This is a genomic window from Plantactinospora sp. CNZ321, assembly GCF_004217235.1.
In genome coordinates, this window is the sequence record NZ_SHKQ01000001.1 from 3,846,745 (window position 1) to 3,863,714 (window position 16,970).

At 73.2% G+C, this 16,970-nt stretch carries 13 protein-coding genes; 10 read left to right on the forward strand and 3 right to left on the reverse strand.

From position 1 onward, the window contains the following. Positions 1–27: 27 nt before the first annotated feature. A complete protein-coding gene (locus tag EV371_RS16845) occupies positions 28–480 on the reverse strand; it encodes a hypothetical protein (RefSeq protein WP_130462880.1) in 453 nt (150 codons plus the stop codon). A 134-nt stretch (positions 481–614) separates the two neighbouring features. Between EV371_RS16845 and EV371_RS16850 the strand changes: the two genes are divergently transcribed. Continuing rightward, positions 615–1,130 carry a GNAT family N-acetyltransferase gene (locus tag EV371_RS16850; protein WP_130462881.1) on the forward strand — a complete coding sequence of 172 codons (516 nt, stop codon included), beginning with the start codon at positions 615–617 and terminating at the stop codon, positions 1,128–1,130. A gap of 260 nt (positions 1,131–1,390) precedes the next feature. After that, the gene (locus tag EV371_RS16855) at positions 1,391–2,758 is read left to right on the forward strand and encodes a glycoside hydrolase family 43 protein (protein WP_486484653.1); all 1,368 of its coding nucleotides are present in this window, start codon (positions 1,391–1,393) and stop codon (positions 2,756–2,758) included. Positions 2,759–2,823: 65 nt separating this feature from the next. Here the strand turns inward: EV371_RS16855 and EV371_RS16860 are convergent, their stop codons facing one another. After that, the gene (locus EV371_RS16860) at positions 2,824–3,840 is read right to left on the reverse strand and encodes a LacI family DNA-binding transcriptional regulator (RefSeq protein ID WP_130465985.1); all 1,017 of its coding nucleotides are present in this window, start codon (positions 3,838–3,840) and stop codon (positions 2,824–2,826) included. 385 nt (positions 3,841–4,225) lie between these two features. Here EV371_RS16860 and EV371_RS16865 point away from each other — a divergent pair, with 385 nt between their 5' ends. From EV371_RS16865 to EV371_RS16900, 8 genes are all read left to right on the forward strand, one after another. Then, a complete protein-coding gene (locus EV371_RS16865) occupies positions 4,226–5,587 on the forward strand; it encodes a hypothetical protein (RefSeq protein WP_130462882.1) in 1,362 nt (453 codons plus the stop codon). Further along, complete coding sequence (locus EV371_RS16870) at positions 5,584–6,576, forward strand: transporter substrate-binding domain-containing protein (protein ID WP_130462883.1); 993 nt, start codon at positions 5,584–5,586, stop codon at positions 6,574–6,576. Before EV371_RS16865 ends, EV371_RS16870 begins: the two co-directional genes overlap by 4 nt. 91 nt (positions 6,577–6,667) lie before the next feature. Further along, positions 6,668–8,020 (forward strand): hypothetical protein, encoded by a 1,353-nt coding sequence (locus tag EV371_RS16875; RefSeq protein WP_130462884.1) that lies wholly within the window; start codon positions 6,668–6,670, stop codon positions 8,018–8,020. After that, positions 8,017–10,653, forward strand: a complete 2,637-nt coding sequence (locus EV371_RS16880; RefSeq protein ID WP_130462885.1) for a tetratricopeptide repeat protein — start codon at positions 8,017–8,019, stop codon at positions 10,651–10,653. Before EV371_RS16875 ends, EV371_RS16880 begins: the two co-directional genes overlap by 4 nt. Next, positions 10,650–12,275 (forward strand): protein phosphatase 2C domain-containing protein, encoded by a 1,626-nt coding sequence (locus EV371_RS16885; protein WP_130462886.1) that lies wholly within the window; start codon positions 10,650–10,652, stop codon positions 12,273–12,275. Before EV371_RS16880 ends, EV371_RS16885 begins: the two co-directional genes overlap by 4 nt. After that, entirely contained in the window at positions 12,272–13,564 is a 1,293-nt protein-coding gene (locus tag EV371_RS16890; RefSeq protein WP_130462887.1) for a VWA domain-containing protein, read from the forward strand. Before EV371_RS16885 ends, EV371_RS16890 begins: the two co-directional genes overlap by 4 nt. A 259-nt stretch (positions 13,565–13,823) precedes the next feature. Continuing rightward, complete coding sequence (locus EV371_RS16895) at positions 13,824–14,348, forward strand: FHA domain-containing protein (RefSeq protein ID WP_207230519.1); 525 nt, start codon at positions 13,824–13,826, stop codon at positions 14,346–14,348. A gap of 132 nt (positions 14,349–14,480) precedes the next feature. After that, complete coding sequence (locus EV371_RS16900; protein WP_130462888.1) at positions 14,481–16,358, forward strand: Xaa-Pro dipeptidyl-peptidase; 1,878 nt, start codon at positions 14,481–14,483, stop codon at positions 16,356–16,358. A 107-nt stretch (positions 16,359–16,465) separates the two neighbouring features. Here EV371_RS16900 and EV371_RS16905 read toward each other — a convergent pair whose 3' ends face one another. After that, the gene (locus EV371_RS16905; protein ID WP_130462889.1) at positions 16,466–16,837 is read right to left on the reverse strand and encodes an FKBP-type peptidyl-prolyl cis-trans isomerase; all 372 of its coding nucleotides are present in this window, start codon (positions 16,835–16,837) and stop codon (positions 16,466–16,468) included. Between the last annotated feature and the right edge of the window lie 133 nt (positions 16,838–16,970).

The window sequence follows — 16,970 nt, forward strand, 5'->3', positions numbered from 1 at the left end:
CCGGAGGTGGCGTGCGGACCGGCCGGTTCAGCTCGCCGCGGCCGCCTGCTGGGTCCACATGGTGATCACGATGCCGAGGACGAAGACCTGCACCGGCAGCGGCAGGCCGGGCAGGTCGGCGGCGACGTCGCCGCGCCACATGCTGACCCGGCGCACCGAACCGACCCGACGCCCGTCGGCGTGCAGTTCCTGTTCGCTGCTGAAGAGCGAGGCGCGCTGGAAGTGGTAGGTCTGCCCGTCGGTGGAGACCGTCCACCGCTTGCGCCCGACCCGGTCCGCCGACGCGACGGTCCCGCCCGCCGCGTCGAGCAGGCTGTAACGGTTGCCCCAGGCGTTGCCGCGCACCTGGTAGCGCCGGCCGTCCAACTCGAATTCGCCGCCGCTGCGCCACGACGAGCCGTCCCAGGTGGTCACGACCCGACCCTGGACACTGATCTCGTAGCGACTGCGCCACGCGCTCACCCTGCGGGCTTCCAACATCCCGTCAGGTTAACCGGGACGTCCTGGCCCGGTGATCGGGAGGCTGCCCACGATCGGGAGGTCGCGGCCGTGCCGGTCGCCCCGTGCCGGTCGCCCCGTGCCGGGCCGGAGGAGCCGGCTGGAAGAATCGGACCATGATCCGAATCCGACCCGCCGATGTCGAGGACGCGGTCGCGCTGGCCGAGGTGTACGCGACGAACCGGAGCTTCCTGGCCCCCTGGGAACCCCGGCGACCGGCGAGCTTCTTCACCCCCGCCGGTCAGCGTGCCCGGCTCGAACAGGCGACGGCCGAGCGGGGCAACGGCACCGGTTACGGCTGTGTGATCGAGTACGACGGGGGGATCTGCGGCACGATCACGCTGTCGACGATCGTCCGCGGGCCGGCACAGTCCGCGTACCTCGGCTACTGGGTGGCCGAGTCGGTCAACGGACGCGGAGTCGCGACCCGGGCCGTGGGCCTGGCCCTCGACCTCGCCTTCGGCGAACTGGACCTGCACCAGGTGCTGGCCGGCACCCTGCCACACAACACGGGGTCACAGCGGGTGCTCCGGCGCAACGGGTTCGAGAGGATCGGCTTCGCCCGGGCGCACGTCGAGATCGCCGGACGGTGGCAGGACCACGTCCTCTTCCAACGCCTGACCGACCGCTGACCCGGCCGCACCGCAGACCGGCGAGCGTGGATCCGGCCACCGGCTACCGCTACTACCGGCGCGACCAGGTGCGCGACGCGATGGTGATGGCCAGGCTGGGACGATCCTCCGCTATCCGGTGACCCCGGCGGTCGGCGGTGATCGGTAAGCTTCTATTGAATGGCCGGCGGTCGACCGGTATGTTAGCGCTCAGACGCGATGTTAGCGCTCACACGAATGCCCGGACACGGCATGCCGCACCCCGCCCGGAGGTGGCGACGATGACCCGAGCGACGATGACCCGAGCCCGGAACCGTTCCCGATGGCCGTCGCTGGCCTCCGCCGCACTGCTGGCGGTGGCCGGGGCGGCGGTGCCCGCCGCTCCGGCCGGGGCCGCCGCCCCGCCACCCGGCCAGGTCACCCGCTACACCATGACCGCCTTCACCAACAGCAGCGAATCCAACATGTACGTCTACGAGTCGCCGGACGCCACCGGCTTCCGACTGCTGCGTGGCCCCGCCTACACCCCGCCGTCCGGGCTGATCCGGGATCCGAGCATCATCCGGCACACCGACGGGCGCTACTACATCGTCTACACCACCAACTGGACCGGCAACACCATCGGCTTCGCCACCAGCACCGACCGGGTCAACTGGACCTTCCTGCGCAACCACACCATCCCGCTGGGGGTGCAGAACACCTGGGCGCCGGAGTGGTTCGTCGACACCGACGGCAGCGTCAACGTCATCGTCTCGCTCTCCACCAACGGCGCGGACTTCAAGCCGTACCGGCTGCGGGCGACGAACGCCGCACTCACCGCGTTCAGCGCGCCGACGGTACTGAGCGGGATCGGGCCGAACTACATCGACACCTTCGTCGTGAAGATCGGCGGGACGTACCACGCGTTCACCAAACAGGAGACGACCAAGTTCATCGAGTACGCGACGGCGACCAGCCTGACCGGGCCGTACACGATGCGCCGCACCGGGAACTGGGCCGGTTGGGGCGGCCCGCGCGAGGGCCAGGCGCTGGTGCAGTTGGACAACGGCGGCTGGCGGATCTTCTTCGACGGCTACACCAGCGGGCAGTACCTGTTCAGCGACAGCTACGACGGCTTCAACACCTGGACCGCCCCGACCCAGCTACCCGGGCTCTCCGGGTTCGCCCGGCATTTCACGGTGCTCCGGGAGACGGTGTCCGGCGGGGTCACCCTTCCGGTCAACACGACCCGGTCCCTCCAGTCGGTGAACTTCCCGGACCGGTACCTCCGGCACCGCGACTACCTCGGGTACATCGATCCGGTCTCCGCGTCGAGCCCGGCGCAGACCCGGCAGGACGCCACCTTCACCGTGGTCGCCGGACTGGCCGACCCGAACTGCTACTCCTTCACCGGCACCGGTGGCCGCTATCTGCGGCACTACGACTACCGGCTGCGCCTGGATCCGAGCGACGGTACGGCGCTCTTCCGCGGCGACGCCACCTTCTGCGCCCGCCCCGGTTCGGTGACCGGCTCCGTCGCCCTGGAGTCCTACAACCTGCCGGGCCGGTACCTGCGGCACTACAACTACGAACTCCGGATCGACTGGTACGCCGACAACGCCACCTTCCGGGCGGACAGCTCGTTCCGGCCGACCGCCCCGTGGGCCTGACGACGCCGGTCGAGCCGATGGTCCGCACTCCGGCCCGCCGCCCGGGAAGTCCTGGCCCTGCCGGGTCAGCTCCGTCCGGCCGGCGGAGCGGCGGCGCTCTGCCGGATCACCAGGGTCGGCTCGATCGGGGTGGTGCTGGACAGCACGGGGAGCGGCCCCTCCGCCCGGCTGGTGGCGTCGAGCAGTTGCAGCAGGGTCGCCATGCCGCGCCGGCCCACCTCGTCGAAGTCCTGCCGGACGGTGGTCAGCGGCGGAAGCATGAACTCCGCCTCGGGGATGTCGTCGAAGGCCACCACGCTGATGTCGGCCGGCACCCGGACGCCCCGCTCGTGCAGGGCGCGCAGCAGGCCGAGCGCCATCTGGTCGTTGGCGACGAAGACCGCGGTGACGTCGGGGTTGCCGGCCAGCGCGGTACCCGCGGCGTACCCGGACCGGGCGCTCCAGTCGCCGGAGATGATCGGCGGTACGGCGGCGCCGGCCTCCTCCAGGGTCTGCCGCCAGCCGATGATCCGGTCACCCGCCTCCAGCCAGTCGCTCGGCCCGGAGACGTGCCACACGGTGCGGTGCCCGAGGTCGAGGAGGTGTCGGACGGCGAGCCGGGCCCCGGCCACCTGGTCCACCGAGACGGACGGCAGTCCGCTGTCCTGGCCGGCCTCCACCGCCACCGCAGCCATCCCCCGGGGCAGGCTGTGCAGCGCGGCGGCGGCGGCCATCTGCGGTGCGATGATGATGACCCCGTCCACGCCCTGGCCGTCGAGCGCCTCGACGGCGCTGAGTACGCCACGGCGGTCGACCTTCTCCAGGGTCACGATGCTGACCCCGTAACCGGCGGCCCGGGCGGCGCGTTCGATGCCGAGCAGCGTCGAGGCCGGGCCGTACAGGATGGTGTCGAAACTCACCACGCCGAGCACCCGGGACCGGCGGCTGGCCAGGGCTCGGGCCATCGCGTTGGGCCGGTAGCTCAGCTCGGCCATCGCCCGGACCACCCGGTCCCGGGTCTCCGGCCGGACCCGTGGATGGCCGTTGATCACCCGGGAGACCGTCTGGTGTGACACTCCGGCGAGCCGGGCCACGTCGGTCATCACCGCCGGGCGTCCGGTCCGCGACGGCGTGGTCACGTGGTCTTCCTCCGCCAGCACAATCCCGCTACCACCTTCCACCCCCGCCGGCGACGCCGGACATCCGACTTAGGTTAGCCCCATCAGCCTGGTCGACGGTCGCGACGGCGCGCCTTCGGCCAGGTTACGTTTCCGGTCCACCCGGCCGGCGGTCGTCCCCGGTCCGGTCGATTCCCCGGGCCGGCGGGCGGACCCGGCGCGCCCGATCCCGGTCCGCCCCGCCCGGCCGGCGGGCCGCCCCCCACCGGTTGAGCGGATTGGTTACCTTGAAGCCGGTCGTTTCAAGATCTGACCGCCGGAGCCATGTCCGGTGCGGCGGGATCCCGGTGCGGTGTTGGGGAGGTTTCGGGTGGGTTCGCACGGGTCGGCGGTGGCTGCCCCGCCAGGCCGGTTGGCCGTTCCGCCGCAGCCCCGCCCGCCGGACCTGCTCCGCCGGGCCACCACACCGTTGCGGCGTACACCCGGCCGACTCACTGCGATCCTGGCCGGAGTGGTCGTGCTCGGCCTGCTCACCGGGCTGGTGGCGTTCGTCGGTGTACGGCAGCGGGCGGACCTGGTCCGTGGCGTCACCGCCCGCAGCGGCGAGCTGGCGGTGGCGGCACAGAGCCTCTACCGCGCTCTCTCCGACGCCGACGCCACCGCCGCGAGCGCCTTCCTCTCCAACGGTCTGGAACCGCCCGCGCTGCGTGACCGCTACCTGCGTGACCTGGCCGACGCGGCCTCGGCGCTGACCGTCGTCTCGGCCGCCGTCTCGGACGACAGCCGGGGTGCGGCGGCGGTCGCCCGGATCACCGCACGGCTTCCGGTCTACAGCGGCCTGGTGGAGACCGCCCGGACCTACAACCGGCAGGGTCTGCCGCTCGGCGTCGCCTATCTGCAGGAGGCCTCCGGCCTGATGCGTGACGAACTGCTGCCGGCCGCCCAGGAGCTCTACGCGACCGCCTCGTCCGAGTTGGACGAGGCGCGGGACCGGGCGGCCGGCTTTCCCTGGGTCGCGGTGCTGCTCGCCGTCCTCACCCTGGCGGCGCTGGCACTGGCGCAGGTCCACCTGACCCGGCGAACCAACCGGCTGCTCAACGTCGGACTTCTGGTCGGCACCGGTGCGACGGTGCTGCTGACGGTCTGGCTGGCCGGGTCGGCGCTGGTCGCGGCCGGAAACCTGCGGGACAGCCGGGACGACGGTTCCGACCAGGTCAATCTCCTGGCCGAGGCGCGGATCGCCGGGTTGCAGGCCCGTGCCGACGAGGCACTGACCCTGGTCGCCCGGGGCAACGGCGCGGCGTTCGAGGAGAACTACGGCGTCGTGATGGAGCGACTCGCCGGCACCGACGGCTCGGGCGGGCTGCTGGCGCAGGCCCGGGCGGCCGCGTCGGACGACACCACCCGGCAGGCGGTCGACGCCGCCATCGCCCGCAGCAAGGACTGGTCGGCGGCGCACCGCAACGTGCGGGCCCTCGACGACGGCGGCGAGTACGCCAAGGCGGTGGCCGCCACGGTGGGCGCCGGCGAGCAGACCACGGCCGCCATCTTCAACGAGTTCGACGAGGCGCTGGCCCTGGCCATCAACCACAACGGGGAACGGTTCGAACGCGAGGCGGTCGGCGCCGGCCGGGCCCTGACCGGGGTCGACGTCGGTATCGTCGGGCTGACCCTCGTCATGCTGGTCGGGGCCGCGGTGGGCATGCAGCGGCGGATTGTGGAGTACCGATGAGACACCGGCATCTCGCCGGCCGGCTCCTTGCCGGCGTCCTCGTGCTGGTCTGCACGGTTGGTCTCGCCGGATGCGGCACGGGCGAAGAGGCGCTTCCCGACAACCAGATCGCGGCGGACCCGCCCCGGCCGGTCGGCATGCAGGACCCGGCGGTCGTGCCGAGCGGTCCGGCGGCCTCGTCCGGGTCCTGCAACCCCCGGGCCAGCCTCCGGCCGTCCGGTAGCCTGCCCCGTCCCCGGCAGATGCCGCCGGGCACCGCGATGGAGAAGATCGTCCAGCGTGGACGGTTGATCGTCGGGGTCGACCAGAACAGCTACCAGTTCGGTTTCCGTGACCCGCAGACCGGCCAACTCACCGGCTTCGACGTCGACATCGCCCGGGAGATCGCCAGGGGCCTCTTCGGCGACCCGGGCCGGATCCAGTTCCGGGCGATCAGCTCGGCCGACCGGATAAAGGTGGTCAAGGACGGCACCGTCGACATGGTGGTCCGGACCATGACGATGAACTGCGAACGCTGGCAGGAAGTCAGCTTCTCCACGGAGTACTTCACCGCCGGCCAGCGCGTCCTGGTCACCCGCGGCTCCGGCGTGAAGACCATCGACGACCTGCGTGGCAAGAAGGTCTGCGCGGCGGCCGGCAGCACCTCGATCCGGAACATCGCGCGAAGGGGTACGGTGCCGGTCTCGGTGGTCAACTGGACGGACTGTCTGGTACTGCTCCAGCAGAACCAGGTCGTCGCGGTCTCCACCGACGACAGCATCCTGGTGGGGCTCGCCGCGCAGGACCCGAACACCGAGGTCGTCGGCCCGCGGTTCAGCGACGAGCCGTACGGGGTGGCGATCTCCCGGGACTCGCCGGAGCTGGTCCGGTTCGTCAACGGCGTGTTGGCAAAGATCCGGTCCGACGGGACCTGGACCCGGCTCTACACCCGATGGTTGACGTCGCTGGGTCCGGCCCCGGCGCCACCGGTCGCGCGTTACCGGGACTAGCGTGGCTCGTGGACCTTCCAGCGCAGTCGCCGAGCACCGGTGGGCGTCCGGGGACGCTGGCCGGCACGGCCAGACCCCGACAGCCGCGCCGATGACCGTGCCGCCGCCGTCGCCGATGGGTCGAGCCGAGGTCGACCAGGTGCTCGGCGCGCTCGGCGCGGCACACGACAGGGCCTCGGCCGCGATGTACGCCCTGGACGGCCGGCCCGAGCTGGTCCTGTTGCGGGACTCCCGGACGGCCGGGGAGACTGCGCGGGTCGCCGGCGACGTGCTCGCCCGGACCGGCGCACTCTGGTCCCAGTTCGCCGCCTTCGGGGTGCTGCTGGCCCAGGCCCGCGAGGTACGCGCCCGGCGGACCCGACCCGGCGAGACCGAGCTGCGGGAACTCGGCGATCTGCTCGGGGCTGCGGTGGTCGCGCTCGACGTCGACGGGACGGTACTCGACGATCCGGCCGGCACACCGGCACAGCGGCTCCGGCTGATCGAACTCGCCCGTCGGATCGAGGCCGAGGCGGCCGCGCTCTCCGGGGCACTCGCCGGCCTGGAGTCCGCGCGGGCCCGGCTCGCCGGACGGTTCGCGCAGCTCACCGACGCGCTGCACCGGCTGCGGGCCGAGGCCGTCGGGTTGACCGGGCCGGGAGGACGAGGCGACGAGCCGGTCCCGCCCGCTGCCGGTCCTGTCCCGCCGGCTGCTCCCGTCGCGACTCCGGTGACCGGATCGCGGGTCGACCCGTCGCCGCGCGACGAACTCGACCGGCTCGACCGGGTGGTCGACGAGGCGTACCGGGAGGCGCTTGCCGACCCGATCGGCGCGTCCGGGAGCGGACCGGCCGCGACCACGGTGCGGGACCGGCTGCGGCGGTTCGAGGCCGAGGTCGCCGCCCTGGCGGGCCGGCTCGCCGACCTGACCGAGGTACGCGACGGCTACCCGGGACGGATCGTCCGGTTGGCGAGCGCACTGGACGAACTCACCACCGCGGCCGCCGGGACCGCCCGCGCGCACGCGCTGGCGCGCGCCAAGATCGCCGCTTCCGCGCTACCCGACCTGCCGCCGGATCCGGCTCCGGCGCTGCGTGCCCAGTTGGCGCAGCTCGGCCAGTTGCACCGGGAGCGGCGGTGGAGCCAACTCGGTACGGAACTGGCCGCGCTCGAACGTGGCGTGGCGGACGCCCGGCGCCGGCTGGCCTCCTCGTACGAGGCGGCGGACGGGCTGCTGCTGCGGCGTGCCGAACTGCGGGGCAGGCTCGACGCGTACCGGGCCAAGGCGGGGCGGCTCGGCCTGATCGAGCACCTCGAACTCTCCGCCCGCTACCGGCAGGCCAGCGACCTGCTGTACACCAGCCCGTGTGACCTGTCGGCGGCGACCCGGGCCGTGGTCGCGTACCAGCGTCATCTCAACGACCTCGCCGAGCGCCCGGCGCCCGGTGCGAAGGGATCCTCATGAGCACCCGCTGCCTGCGGCCCGGTTGCCCCGGCTCCTACCTGCCCGACGGCTACTGCGACGAGTGCGGTCGGCGGGCACCGGCCGGGTCGGTGGCCGGGCCCGAGGGCACCGGATCGACCGGTACCGGCCCGCTCGGGACGTCCACCGGTGCGGGGCGGGCGTCGGTGCCGGCCGGGACGGGCCGGGTGCCGACCGGCGCCGGACGGGCGTCGGTGCCGGCCGCGGCCGTCGGCCCGTCCACCGGTACCGGGCTGGGCCGGTCGCCGTCCGGGCACGGTCCGGTGCCGTCGGGGCACGGTCCGTCGGGGCACGGTCCGTCGGGGCACGGTCCGTCCGGGCACGGTCCGGTGCCGGGGCAACCCGGAGCACCGGCCGGCCAGGCGTCGGCCTCCACCGGTCCCCGCCCAGGGCCAGGTTCGACCGGGCAGGGGCCGGCGTCGACCGGTACCGGGCGGGGGTCGTCCTCGACCGGATTCGGCACCATGCCGAGCCGAGGGAGCGCGAACTCCGGCTCGCGGGCCTCCAGCCGGTCCCGGAGCGCCTCCCGGGGCGGTCTCGGTGCCGGTCTGGTCGACATCGCCCGGGTGCCGCTGCGCGACCCGGCGACGGCGGTGATGGCCGAGCCGAAGGTCGCCGAGTCTCGACGGTTCTGCGTGAGCTGCGAGAAGCCGGTGGGTCGGGGTCGGGACGACCGACCGGGGCGGGCCGAGGGCTTCTGTCCGCACTGCGGGACCCAGTTCTCCTTCGTGCCCCGACTCGGTCCCGGTGACGTGATCAACCGACGGTACGAGATCCTCGGCGCACTCGCGTACGGCGGACTGGGCTGGATCTATCTCGCCCGGGACCGCAACGTCAGTGACACGGTCAGCGACCGCTGGGTGGTACTCAAGGGCCTGATCAACACCTCGGACGAGGACGCGATGGCCTCCGCCGTCGCGGAGCGCCGCTTCCTGGTCGAACTCGACCACCCCAACATCGTCAAGATCCACGACTTCGTCGAGCACCCCGATCCGCGTACCGGCACCCCGGTCGGTTACATCGTGATGGAGTACGTCGGCGGCCATTCCCTGCGGGACATGCTGATGGCCCGGCGCCGGGAGACCGGGCAGCGCGCGCTGCCGCTGCCCGAGGTGATCGCCTACGGTGTGGAGATCCTGCCGGCCCTGGACTACCTGCACGACCGGAACCTGCTCTTCTGCGACTTCAAGCCGGACAACGTGATCCACGCCGAGGAACAGCTCAAACTCATCGACCTGGGCGCGGTACGCCACGTCGACGACAGCGCCAGCGCGATCTTCGGTACCCCCGGCTACCAGGCGCCGGAGGTCGGCACGCTCGGCCCCTCGGTCGCCTCCGACATCTACACCGTCGGCCGGGCGCTGGCGGTGCTCAGCCTCGACTTCCGCGGCTTCACGACCACGTACGCCGACCGGCTGCCGGACCCGGCGGACGCGCCGCTGCTCGCCGCCGAGATGTCGTACCACCGGTTGCTGCGCCGGGCCACCCACCCCGATCCGGACCGGCGTTTCCAGAGCGCCGGGGAGATGAGCGAGCAACTGCTCGGCGTACTGCGCGAGGTGCTCTCCGCCGCCGACGGGGTGCCCAGGCCGGCGGTGTCCCGGCAATTCACGCCGGAGCGGCGCGCCTTCGGCACCGAGGCCGGTGAGGTCGGCCGGGCGGTGGCGGGCCGGGCCTGGGGCGCCGGCGGCGGGATACCGCCCGGTGCGATCGCCCCGGCGCCGCCGGTGGTCGCCGCCGCGTTGCCGCTGCCGCAGGTCGACGTGCTCGACCCGGGCGCCGGCTTCCTCGCCTCACTCGGCACGACCGACCCGGCGGAACTGGTCCGACAGCTCTCCGCGGCGCCGGTCCGCAGTGTCGAGGTGGCGTTGCGGCTGGCCCGGGCCCGGATCGAGAGCGGTGACCTGGCCGGGGCGGGCGTCGACCTGGACCGGCTGGCTGCGGCCGACCCGTTCGACTGGCGGGTCGACTGGTACCGGGGCCTGGCGGCGTTGACCGCGAACCGGCCCGCCGACGCCCGGGTCGCCTTCGACGCGGTGTACGACGCCCTGCCGGGCGAGCCGGCCGCCCGGCTGGCGCTGGCGGTGAGCGCGGAGTGCACCGGCGACCGGGAGTTGGCGACCCGACTGTACGACCGGGTGTGGCGGGTCGACCGCAGCTACCTGAGTGCCGCGTTCGGGCTGGCCCGGATCCGGTTCCTGGTCGGCGACCGCACGGGGGCGCTCGCCGTACTGGACCAGGTGCCGGACAGCTCCAGCCAGCACGTGGCCGCGCAGGTAGCCGCCGTCCGGGCCAGCCTGCCCGGGCTGGCCGCGGGCACCACCGGCCCGGACGACCTGCAGCGGGCATCCGTCCGGCTGGAGCGGCTCGGTCTGGACGTCGAACGGCAGACCCGGCTCACCATCGAGGTGCTGGAGGTGGCCCTGGCCTGGGTACGGAGCAGACCCGGGGCCACCTCGGGAGCCCGGGTGCTGGGACACGAGCTGTCCGAGCGCGGCCTGCGGTTCGGGCTGGAACGGGCGTACCGGATGCTGGCCCAGCTCTCCCACGACCCGGAGCTGCGGATCGCCCTGGTCGACCACGCGAACGCGGTCCGACCGAGGACTCTGGTGTGACCGCCGTCGGAGCCGGCAGTGCCGGCAGCATGCCGAAGCCCTGTCCCGAGCATGGCGCGCCCGACGACCCGGCACACCGGTACTGCGAGGTCTGCGGTCGGGAGTTGGAACGCGTACCGGTGGGCGAGGTGACCGGGCCGTCCGGCGGGACGAGCACGGCGACCGGCTCGTCCGCCCCGGCCGAGTCGTCCCGGTCGGGCACCGCGACCGCGAGCGGGCGGGCCGAGGTGTCCGGCCCGGTCGGGTCTGCCGAGTCGACCGAACTGCTGCGCCAGGTCGACATCTCCGGGCCGACCTCGCTGTCCCGACTGGAGGCGCTCGCCGGACCGACCGGATCGGCCGGGGCGTCGTCGGCACCATCCGTCGCCCAGGGCCGGCCGGGAGAGCTGGCCGGGTCCGTGCCACCGGCCCCACCGTCCGGGGTTCCCGGCTGGGGTCCGCCCGCGCAGCCGACCGCACCGGCCGGACCGGAGAACCCCGCCGTCCACCCACCGCCGGCCGCACCACCGGGGTGGGCCGGGCCCGCGGCGCCCGCCGCCTCGCCGGGGTGGGCCGGGCCCACGACGCCGCTCACACCGCCGGGGTGGGCCGGGCCTTCGGCACCACCCGCCCCACCCGGCTGGACCGGCCCGGCCGGGTCGGCCGGAGGGGCTGCCACCCCGGGTACGTTCGCCGTCGGCGTGCCGGCGGTTCCCACCGGTCCGCTCGGCCCCTCCGGCTCCTGGCTCTCCTCACGCGCGGTCGGCCAACCCTGTCCGAGCTGCGGTACCCCGCCGTCAGGCGACTCCGGTCACTGTGACCACTGCGGACGACGCTCGTCGGTGGGGCGGGACCGCGCCGACCTGGACCTGGGGGCGGTCGCCGCCGTCACGGACCGGGCCCGGCGGCGACGCAACGAGGACGCGGTCGCGGTCGGCCGGCTGGGTCCGGCCATCGCGGCGGTGGTCTGCGACGGGGTCTCGACATCACTCCGCGCGGACCTCGCGGCGCACGGTGCCGCGGAGGCGGCTCTGGCCACGATGCTCTCCGCGCTGGGCAGCGGTGCCGCCCCACCCGACGCCGTGGTGGCCTCCGGTCGGGCCGGGGCCGAGGCGGCTCGGGCGACCGCCTTGCAGGACGACGGGCAGGTGCCGCCGAGTTGTACCTTCGTCGCCGCCATCGTGACCGCCGGCTCGGTCACGGTCGGTTGGATCGGTGACAGCCGGGCCTACTGGCTCGGTCCCGACGGCGCGGTGCACGAGGCGGTCTGCCTCACCGTGGACGACTCCGTGGTCGGCCAGATCCGGGCCGGGCGGCCGGTGCCGCCCGGCGCCGAGCAGGACCCGACATCCAAGGCGCTGATCCGGTGGCTCGGTGCGGACTCCGGCGACACCGACCCGCAGGTGGTGACGTTCCAGCCCGGGCGGCCGGGGCGGCTGGTGATCTGCTCGGACGGACTCTCGCACTACCTGCCGAACGCCGGGGCGTTGGCGGCCCGGGTGCCGGGGCCGGGCGGTGGCACGCCGATCGCGATCGCCCAGGACCTGACCAGGTTCGCTGCCGAGGCCGGTGGCCACGACAACATCGCCGTGGCGGTGCTGCCGTTTCCGCCTGCCGGAGGGATGCCGGGGGCGGGTACGTGAGCGGAGTACCGCAGTTCGTCGCCGAGGTGGACCACAATGAGTACCTGCCGGCCGGTGGTCAGGTGGTGGACGCGATCCTGACGGTGACCGCCGTCGGTGCGGACCTGCGCAACCCGAGGACCGCACCGACGGCGGCACAGGTGATCATGATCGACACCTCGGGCTCGATGGCGATGCCGCCGACGAAGCTCGCCGAGGCGAAACGGGCCACGGCGGTGGCGATAGACACCCTGCGCGAGAATGTGGCCTTCGCGGTGGTCTCCGGGACAGCGGTCGCCCGGATGGTCTACCCGGCGCAACCGGGAATGGTGCCGGCGAACGCGCAGACCAGGGCGGCGGCGAAGGCGGCGGTGGCTGGGCTGCGAGCCGACGGCGGGACCGCCATCGGTCGCTGGCTGGACCTGGCGAACTGGCTCTTCGCCAGCTGTCCCACCGAGGTCCGGCACGCGATCCTGCTCACCGACGGGCGCAACGAGCACGAGAGGCCCGAAGACCTGCGCCGGATGCTGGCCGCCTGCGAGGGCCGGTTCGTCTGCGACAGCCGGGGGATCGGCAGCGGCTGGGTGGCCAGCGAGCTGCGTACCATCGCCTCGGCCCTGCTCGGCACGGCCGACGGCCTGGAGCACCCGGCGCAGTTGCCGGCCGCGTTCCAGGCGATGACCGCGGCCGCGATGGGCAAGCGGGTGGCGGACGTCGCGCTCAGGATCTGGAGTCCGGCCGGATCGACGGTACGCATGGTCAAACAGGTCTTTCCACACGTGCAGGAGTTGACCGCACGCCGCTCGCCGGTCAGCGCCCGGATCGGGGATTACCCGACCGGCGCATGGGGCGCGGAGACCCGCGAATACCACGTGTCGGTGACCCTCGAACCCGACGCGGTCGGCGAGGAGGTGCTGGCCGCCCGGGTCAGCCTGGTCAGCGCCGGCCAGGTACTGACCGAGCGGCTGATCCTGGCCAGGTGGACCGACGACACGGCGCTCTCCACCCGGATCAGCCCCCAGGTGGCGCACTACACCGGGCAGGCCGAACTCGCCGCCGCGATCCAGGAGGGGCTGCGGGCCCGGGAGAGCGGCGACGAGGAGACCGCGACCGCGCGGCTGGGGCGGGCGGTGCAGCTGGCCGCCGAGTCGGGACACGACGAGACCGCGATGCTGCTCGGCCGGATCGTCGACGTCGTCGACGCGCCGACCGGCACGGTACGGCTGAAGCGGCAGGTGGCCGCGTTGGACGCCGAACTGACCGACGTGCGGTCGGTGAAGACGGTGCGGGTGAAGAAGGAGCAGGGGTGAGCCCGTGACCGCGTCGCCCAACACCTGCCCCCGGGGACACGAGTCGTCCACCATGGACTACTGCGACGTCTGCGGGGTACCCATCCCGCCCGCCGGGGTCGACTCGGTTCCCGACCGCCCCGGAGGATCGCTTTCGGCGCCGGGGACCGGCGTACCGGTGGAACCGGCAGGCGGCGGAGCGGTGGAACCGGCGGGCGGCGGAGCGGAGGCCGCGCGGGAATCGCCGGCACCGCCGTGCCCAACCTGCGGTACGCCTCAGGTGGGCCGATTCTGCGAGGAGGACGGCTACGACTTCCTGCTGGGTCCACCGGTCGACCCTGCCCCGACCGGTACCGCCCCGCCGGCCGGCGGCGATCCGGCCGTTTCCGGACACGGCGCCACCTGGCACCTGCTGGTCGAGGTCGATGCCAGCTATTTCGACCTGGTCAGATCCTCGGGCGGTACGGACGCCGGCAGTCTGACGCTTCCCCGTTTCGTCGTGCCCCGCCGGTTCATCCTGGAGCCCCGGCAGTTGCTGATCGGTCGCCGCAGCCGATCCCGGGGCGTATTTCCGGACGTCGACCTCGTCGGCCCGCCCGAGGATCCCGGGGTCTCTCATCTGCACGCGCTGCTGCTCCCACAGCCGGACGGCTGGGCCATGGTGGACCTGGAGTCCGCCAACGGTACCTGTCTCAACGATCCGTCGACGCCACCGATCGTCGCCAACACACCGGTCCCGCTCGGTGACGGCGACCGCATCTACCTCGGTGCCTGGACCCGACTGACGATCCGGGCCGGCCACTGACTGTCGTACTAGGATGAGTCGTCGATCTCCCCGCTCTCGGCGCCTTCGTCCCGACACTCCCGACACCCTCTGGGGGCGGGCCGCGCGGCGCCGGGCGCCGGACCACGAGGACAGGTCGAGAGGAGCAACGCCATGCCATCAGCGGGTCCCGGGAGGATTCTCGGGGCGTACGTGGTGGGCCTGGCCCTGGTCGCGGCGGCGGTACCGGCCCGCGCCGCCACGGCCGCGCCACCGCCGGAGATCGTCGTGCGGGACGGCATGACCCAGCCGGTCTTCTCCCTCGCCGACGCCATCGAGGAGCGGGTGTGGGTGGAGACCCCGCTCGACACCGACCACGACGGCAGCCGCGACCGGGTGGTGGTGGACATCTCCCGGCCCCGGGAGACCGACTCCGAGGGACTGCGGGTGCCGGTGATCCTGGAGCACTCGCCGTACCGGAAGGGCACCTGGGGCGACGTCCCCTATCCGAGCGTACTCGTCGACGACCTGCCGCAGAACTCGTCGGCCGGGGCGTCCGCCCGGCGGGCGGAGCAACCCGGCGTCCTGCGGGCCAAGGCCAAGGCCAACCTGCCCGGCCAGCTCGACGACTACTACGTGCCGCGCGGCTACGCGGTGGTGCTGGGACAGAGCATCGGCACCGGTGACTCCGACGGCTGCCCGAGCACCGGTGACTCGGCCGAGACGCTGGGCACCAGGGCGATCATCGACTGGCTGGGCGGGCGGGCCAGGGCGTACGACGCCAGTGGCGCGCCGGTGCGGGCCGGCTGGACCACCGGGGCGGTCGGGATGACCGGCGTCTCCTACAACGGGACCCTGCCGAACATGGTGGCGACCACCGGGGTTCGGGGACTCAGGACGATCGTCCCGGTCGCCGCCATCAGCAACTGGTACGACTACTACCGGGCCAACGGTCTGGTGGTGGCACCCGGCGGATACCAGGGTGAGGATGCCGACATCCTGACCATGTACACCGCCGGACGGGCCCGCTCCGAGGGGACCTGTGCCGACGAGATCGCCGAGATCGCCGAGGAACAGGATCGGGTCACCGGCGACTACAGCCGGTTCTGGCGGGAGCGGGACTATCTGCCCGGGGCGCGCAGGGTCCGGGCCAGCGTCTTCGTCGTACACGGGCTCAACGACTGGAACGTGAAGACCGGCCAGTTCGCCGACTGGTGGGACCAGCTCGACCGGTACGCCGTGCCACGCAAGCTGTGGCTGCACCAGGGCGGCCACGGCGGGCCGGGCAGCGCGGCCACGGTGACGCTGCCGGACGGGCGGTCGTGGAGCTACAAGCAGACCGAGAACCGCTGGTTCGACCACTGGCTGTGGGGCGTCGACAACGGCATCATGGCCGAGCCGAGGGCGGTGGTGCAGCGGGAGGATCGGGTCTACACCACGTACCGGGACTGGCCGGATCCGGGCTCCCGGGAGGTGGCGTTGGGACTCTCGGCGAGCGACGCCACCGCGCCGGGCCGGCTGGTCGGGCACGGTGGGCGGGGCCGCGCAGCGCAGAGCCTGGTCGACTCGGGCCGGACCATCGGCCCGGCCGAACTCGTGGCCGGACCGGACACCGCCAACCCGAACCGGCTGGTCTACACCTCCCCGGCGCTGGACCGGGACGTCCGGATCTCGGGCCGGCCCGAGCTGCGGGTACGGCTCTCCGTCGACAACCGGACCGGCGCGAACCTCACCGGCTACCTGGTCGACTACGGCCCGGCCGGTTCGAACGAGGCGCCGGTGGTGGTCTCCCGGGGTTGGCTGGACCCGCAGAACCGGACCAGCGAGGCGCACGGCCGGCCGCTGCGGCCGGGGCGAATGGCCGACTACCGCTGGTCGATGGAGCCCAAGGACTACGTGTTCGGCTCCGGGCACCGGCTCGGTCTGGTGATCTTCTCCAGCGACCAGGACTACACCCTGTTGCCGCTGCCCGGTACCCGGCTGACGGTACTGCCGACGGCGAGCACCCTGACCCTGCCGGTGGTGGGCGGACGCCCCGCGCTCGGCTTCTGAGCGCGGATCGGGCCGATCAGAATCGCGGGCCCCGGACGCCGACGGCGTCCGGGGCCCTCCGGCCGGGACGAACACACCCCGAACAGGTCAGAACAAGGCAGAATCAGTCAGAACTTCACGTCGACCAGGTCGACCACGAAGACGAGCGTGGCGCCCGGCTTGATCCGGTTGCCGACCCCCTGATTGCCGTAGCCGAGCTGCGGCGGGATCACCAGCTTGCGCCGGCCGCCGACCCGCATTCCCAGTACGCCCCGATCCCAACCCTCGATGACCTTGCCGCCACCTACCGGGAAGCTGAACGGCGAGCCGCGGTTCCACGACGAGTCGAACTCGTCGCCGGTGTCGAACGAGACCCCGACGTAGTGCACCACGGCCCATTGGCCCGGCTGGACCTCCTGGCCCGTCCCGATCGTTATGTCCTCGATGACAAGGTCGGCCGGCGGCGGACCGTCGACCAGACCCACGGTGGGCTTTTCCATCCGGGTACCTTAACGCCGGACCGGGACCGTGATCACTTCCACCCGGTGGGAGTGTCGCAGCAGGTGGGCACCGTCGTTCTCCCGGGGAAACCGGTTGGGCGGTTCGCGCCCGCTGAGCTAGGGTGGCCGGGTG

Coding starts and splice junctions, on each gene's coding strand:
- EV371_RS16875 (WP_130462884.1), top strand. CDS start 6,668: ATGACCGTGCCGCCGCCGTCGCCGATGGGTCGAGCCGAGGTCGACCAG.
- EV371_RS16880 (WP_130462885.1), top strand. CDS start 8,017: ATGAGCACCCGCTGCCTGCGGCCCGGTTGCCCCGGCTCCTACCTGCCC.
- EV371_RS16860 (WP_130465985.1), bottom strand. CDS start 3,840: ATGACCGACGTGGCCCGGCTCGCCGGAGTGTCACACCAGACGGTCTCC.
- EV371_RS16905 (WP_130462889.1), bottom strand. CDS start 16,837: ATGGAAAAGCCCACCGTGGGTCTGGTCGACGGTCCGCCGCCGGCCGAC.
- EV371_RS16845 (WP_130462880.1), bottom strand. CDS start 480: ATGTTGGAAGCCCGCAGGGTGAGCGCGTGGCGCAGTCGCTACGAGATC.
- EV371_RS16870 (WP_130462883.1), top strand. CDS start 5,584: ATGAGACACCGGCATCTCGCCGGCCGGCTCCTTGCCGGCGTCCTCGTG.
- EV371_RS16855 (WP_486484653.1), top strand. CDS start 1,391: ATGACCCGAGCGACGATGACCCGAGCCCGGAACCGTTCCCGATGGCCG.
- EV371_RS16900 (WP_130462888.1), top strand. CDS start 14,481: ATGCCATCAGCGGGTCCCGGGAGGATTCTCGGGGCGTACGTGGTGGGC.
- EV371_RS16850 (WP_130462881.1), top strand. CDS start 615: ATGATCCGAATCCGACCCGCCGATGTCGAGGACGCGGTCGCGCTGGCC.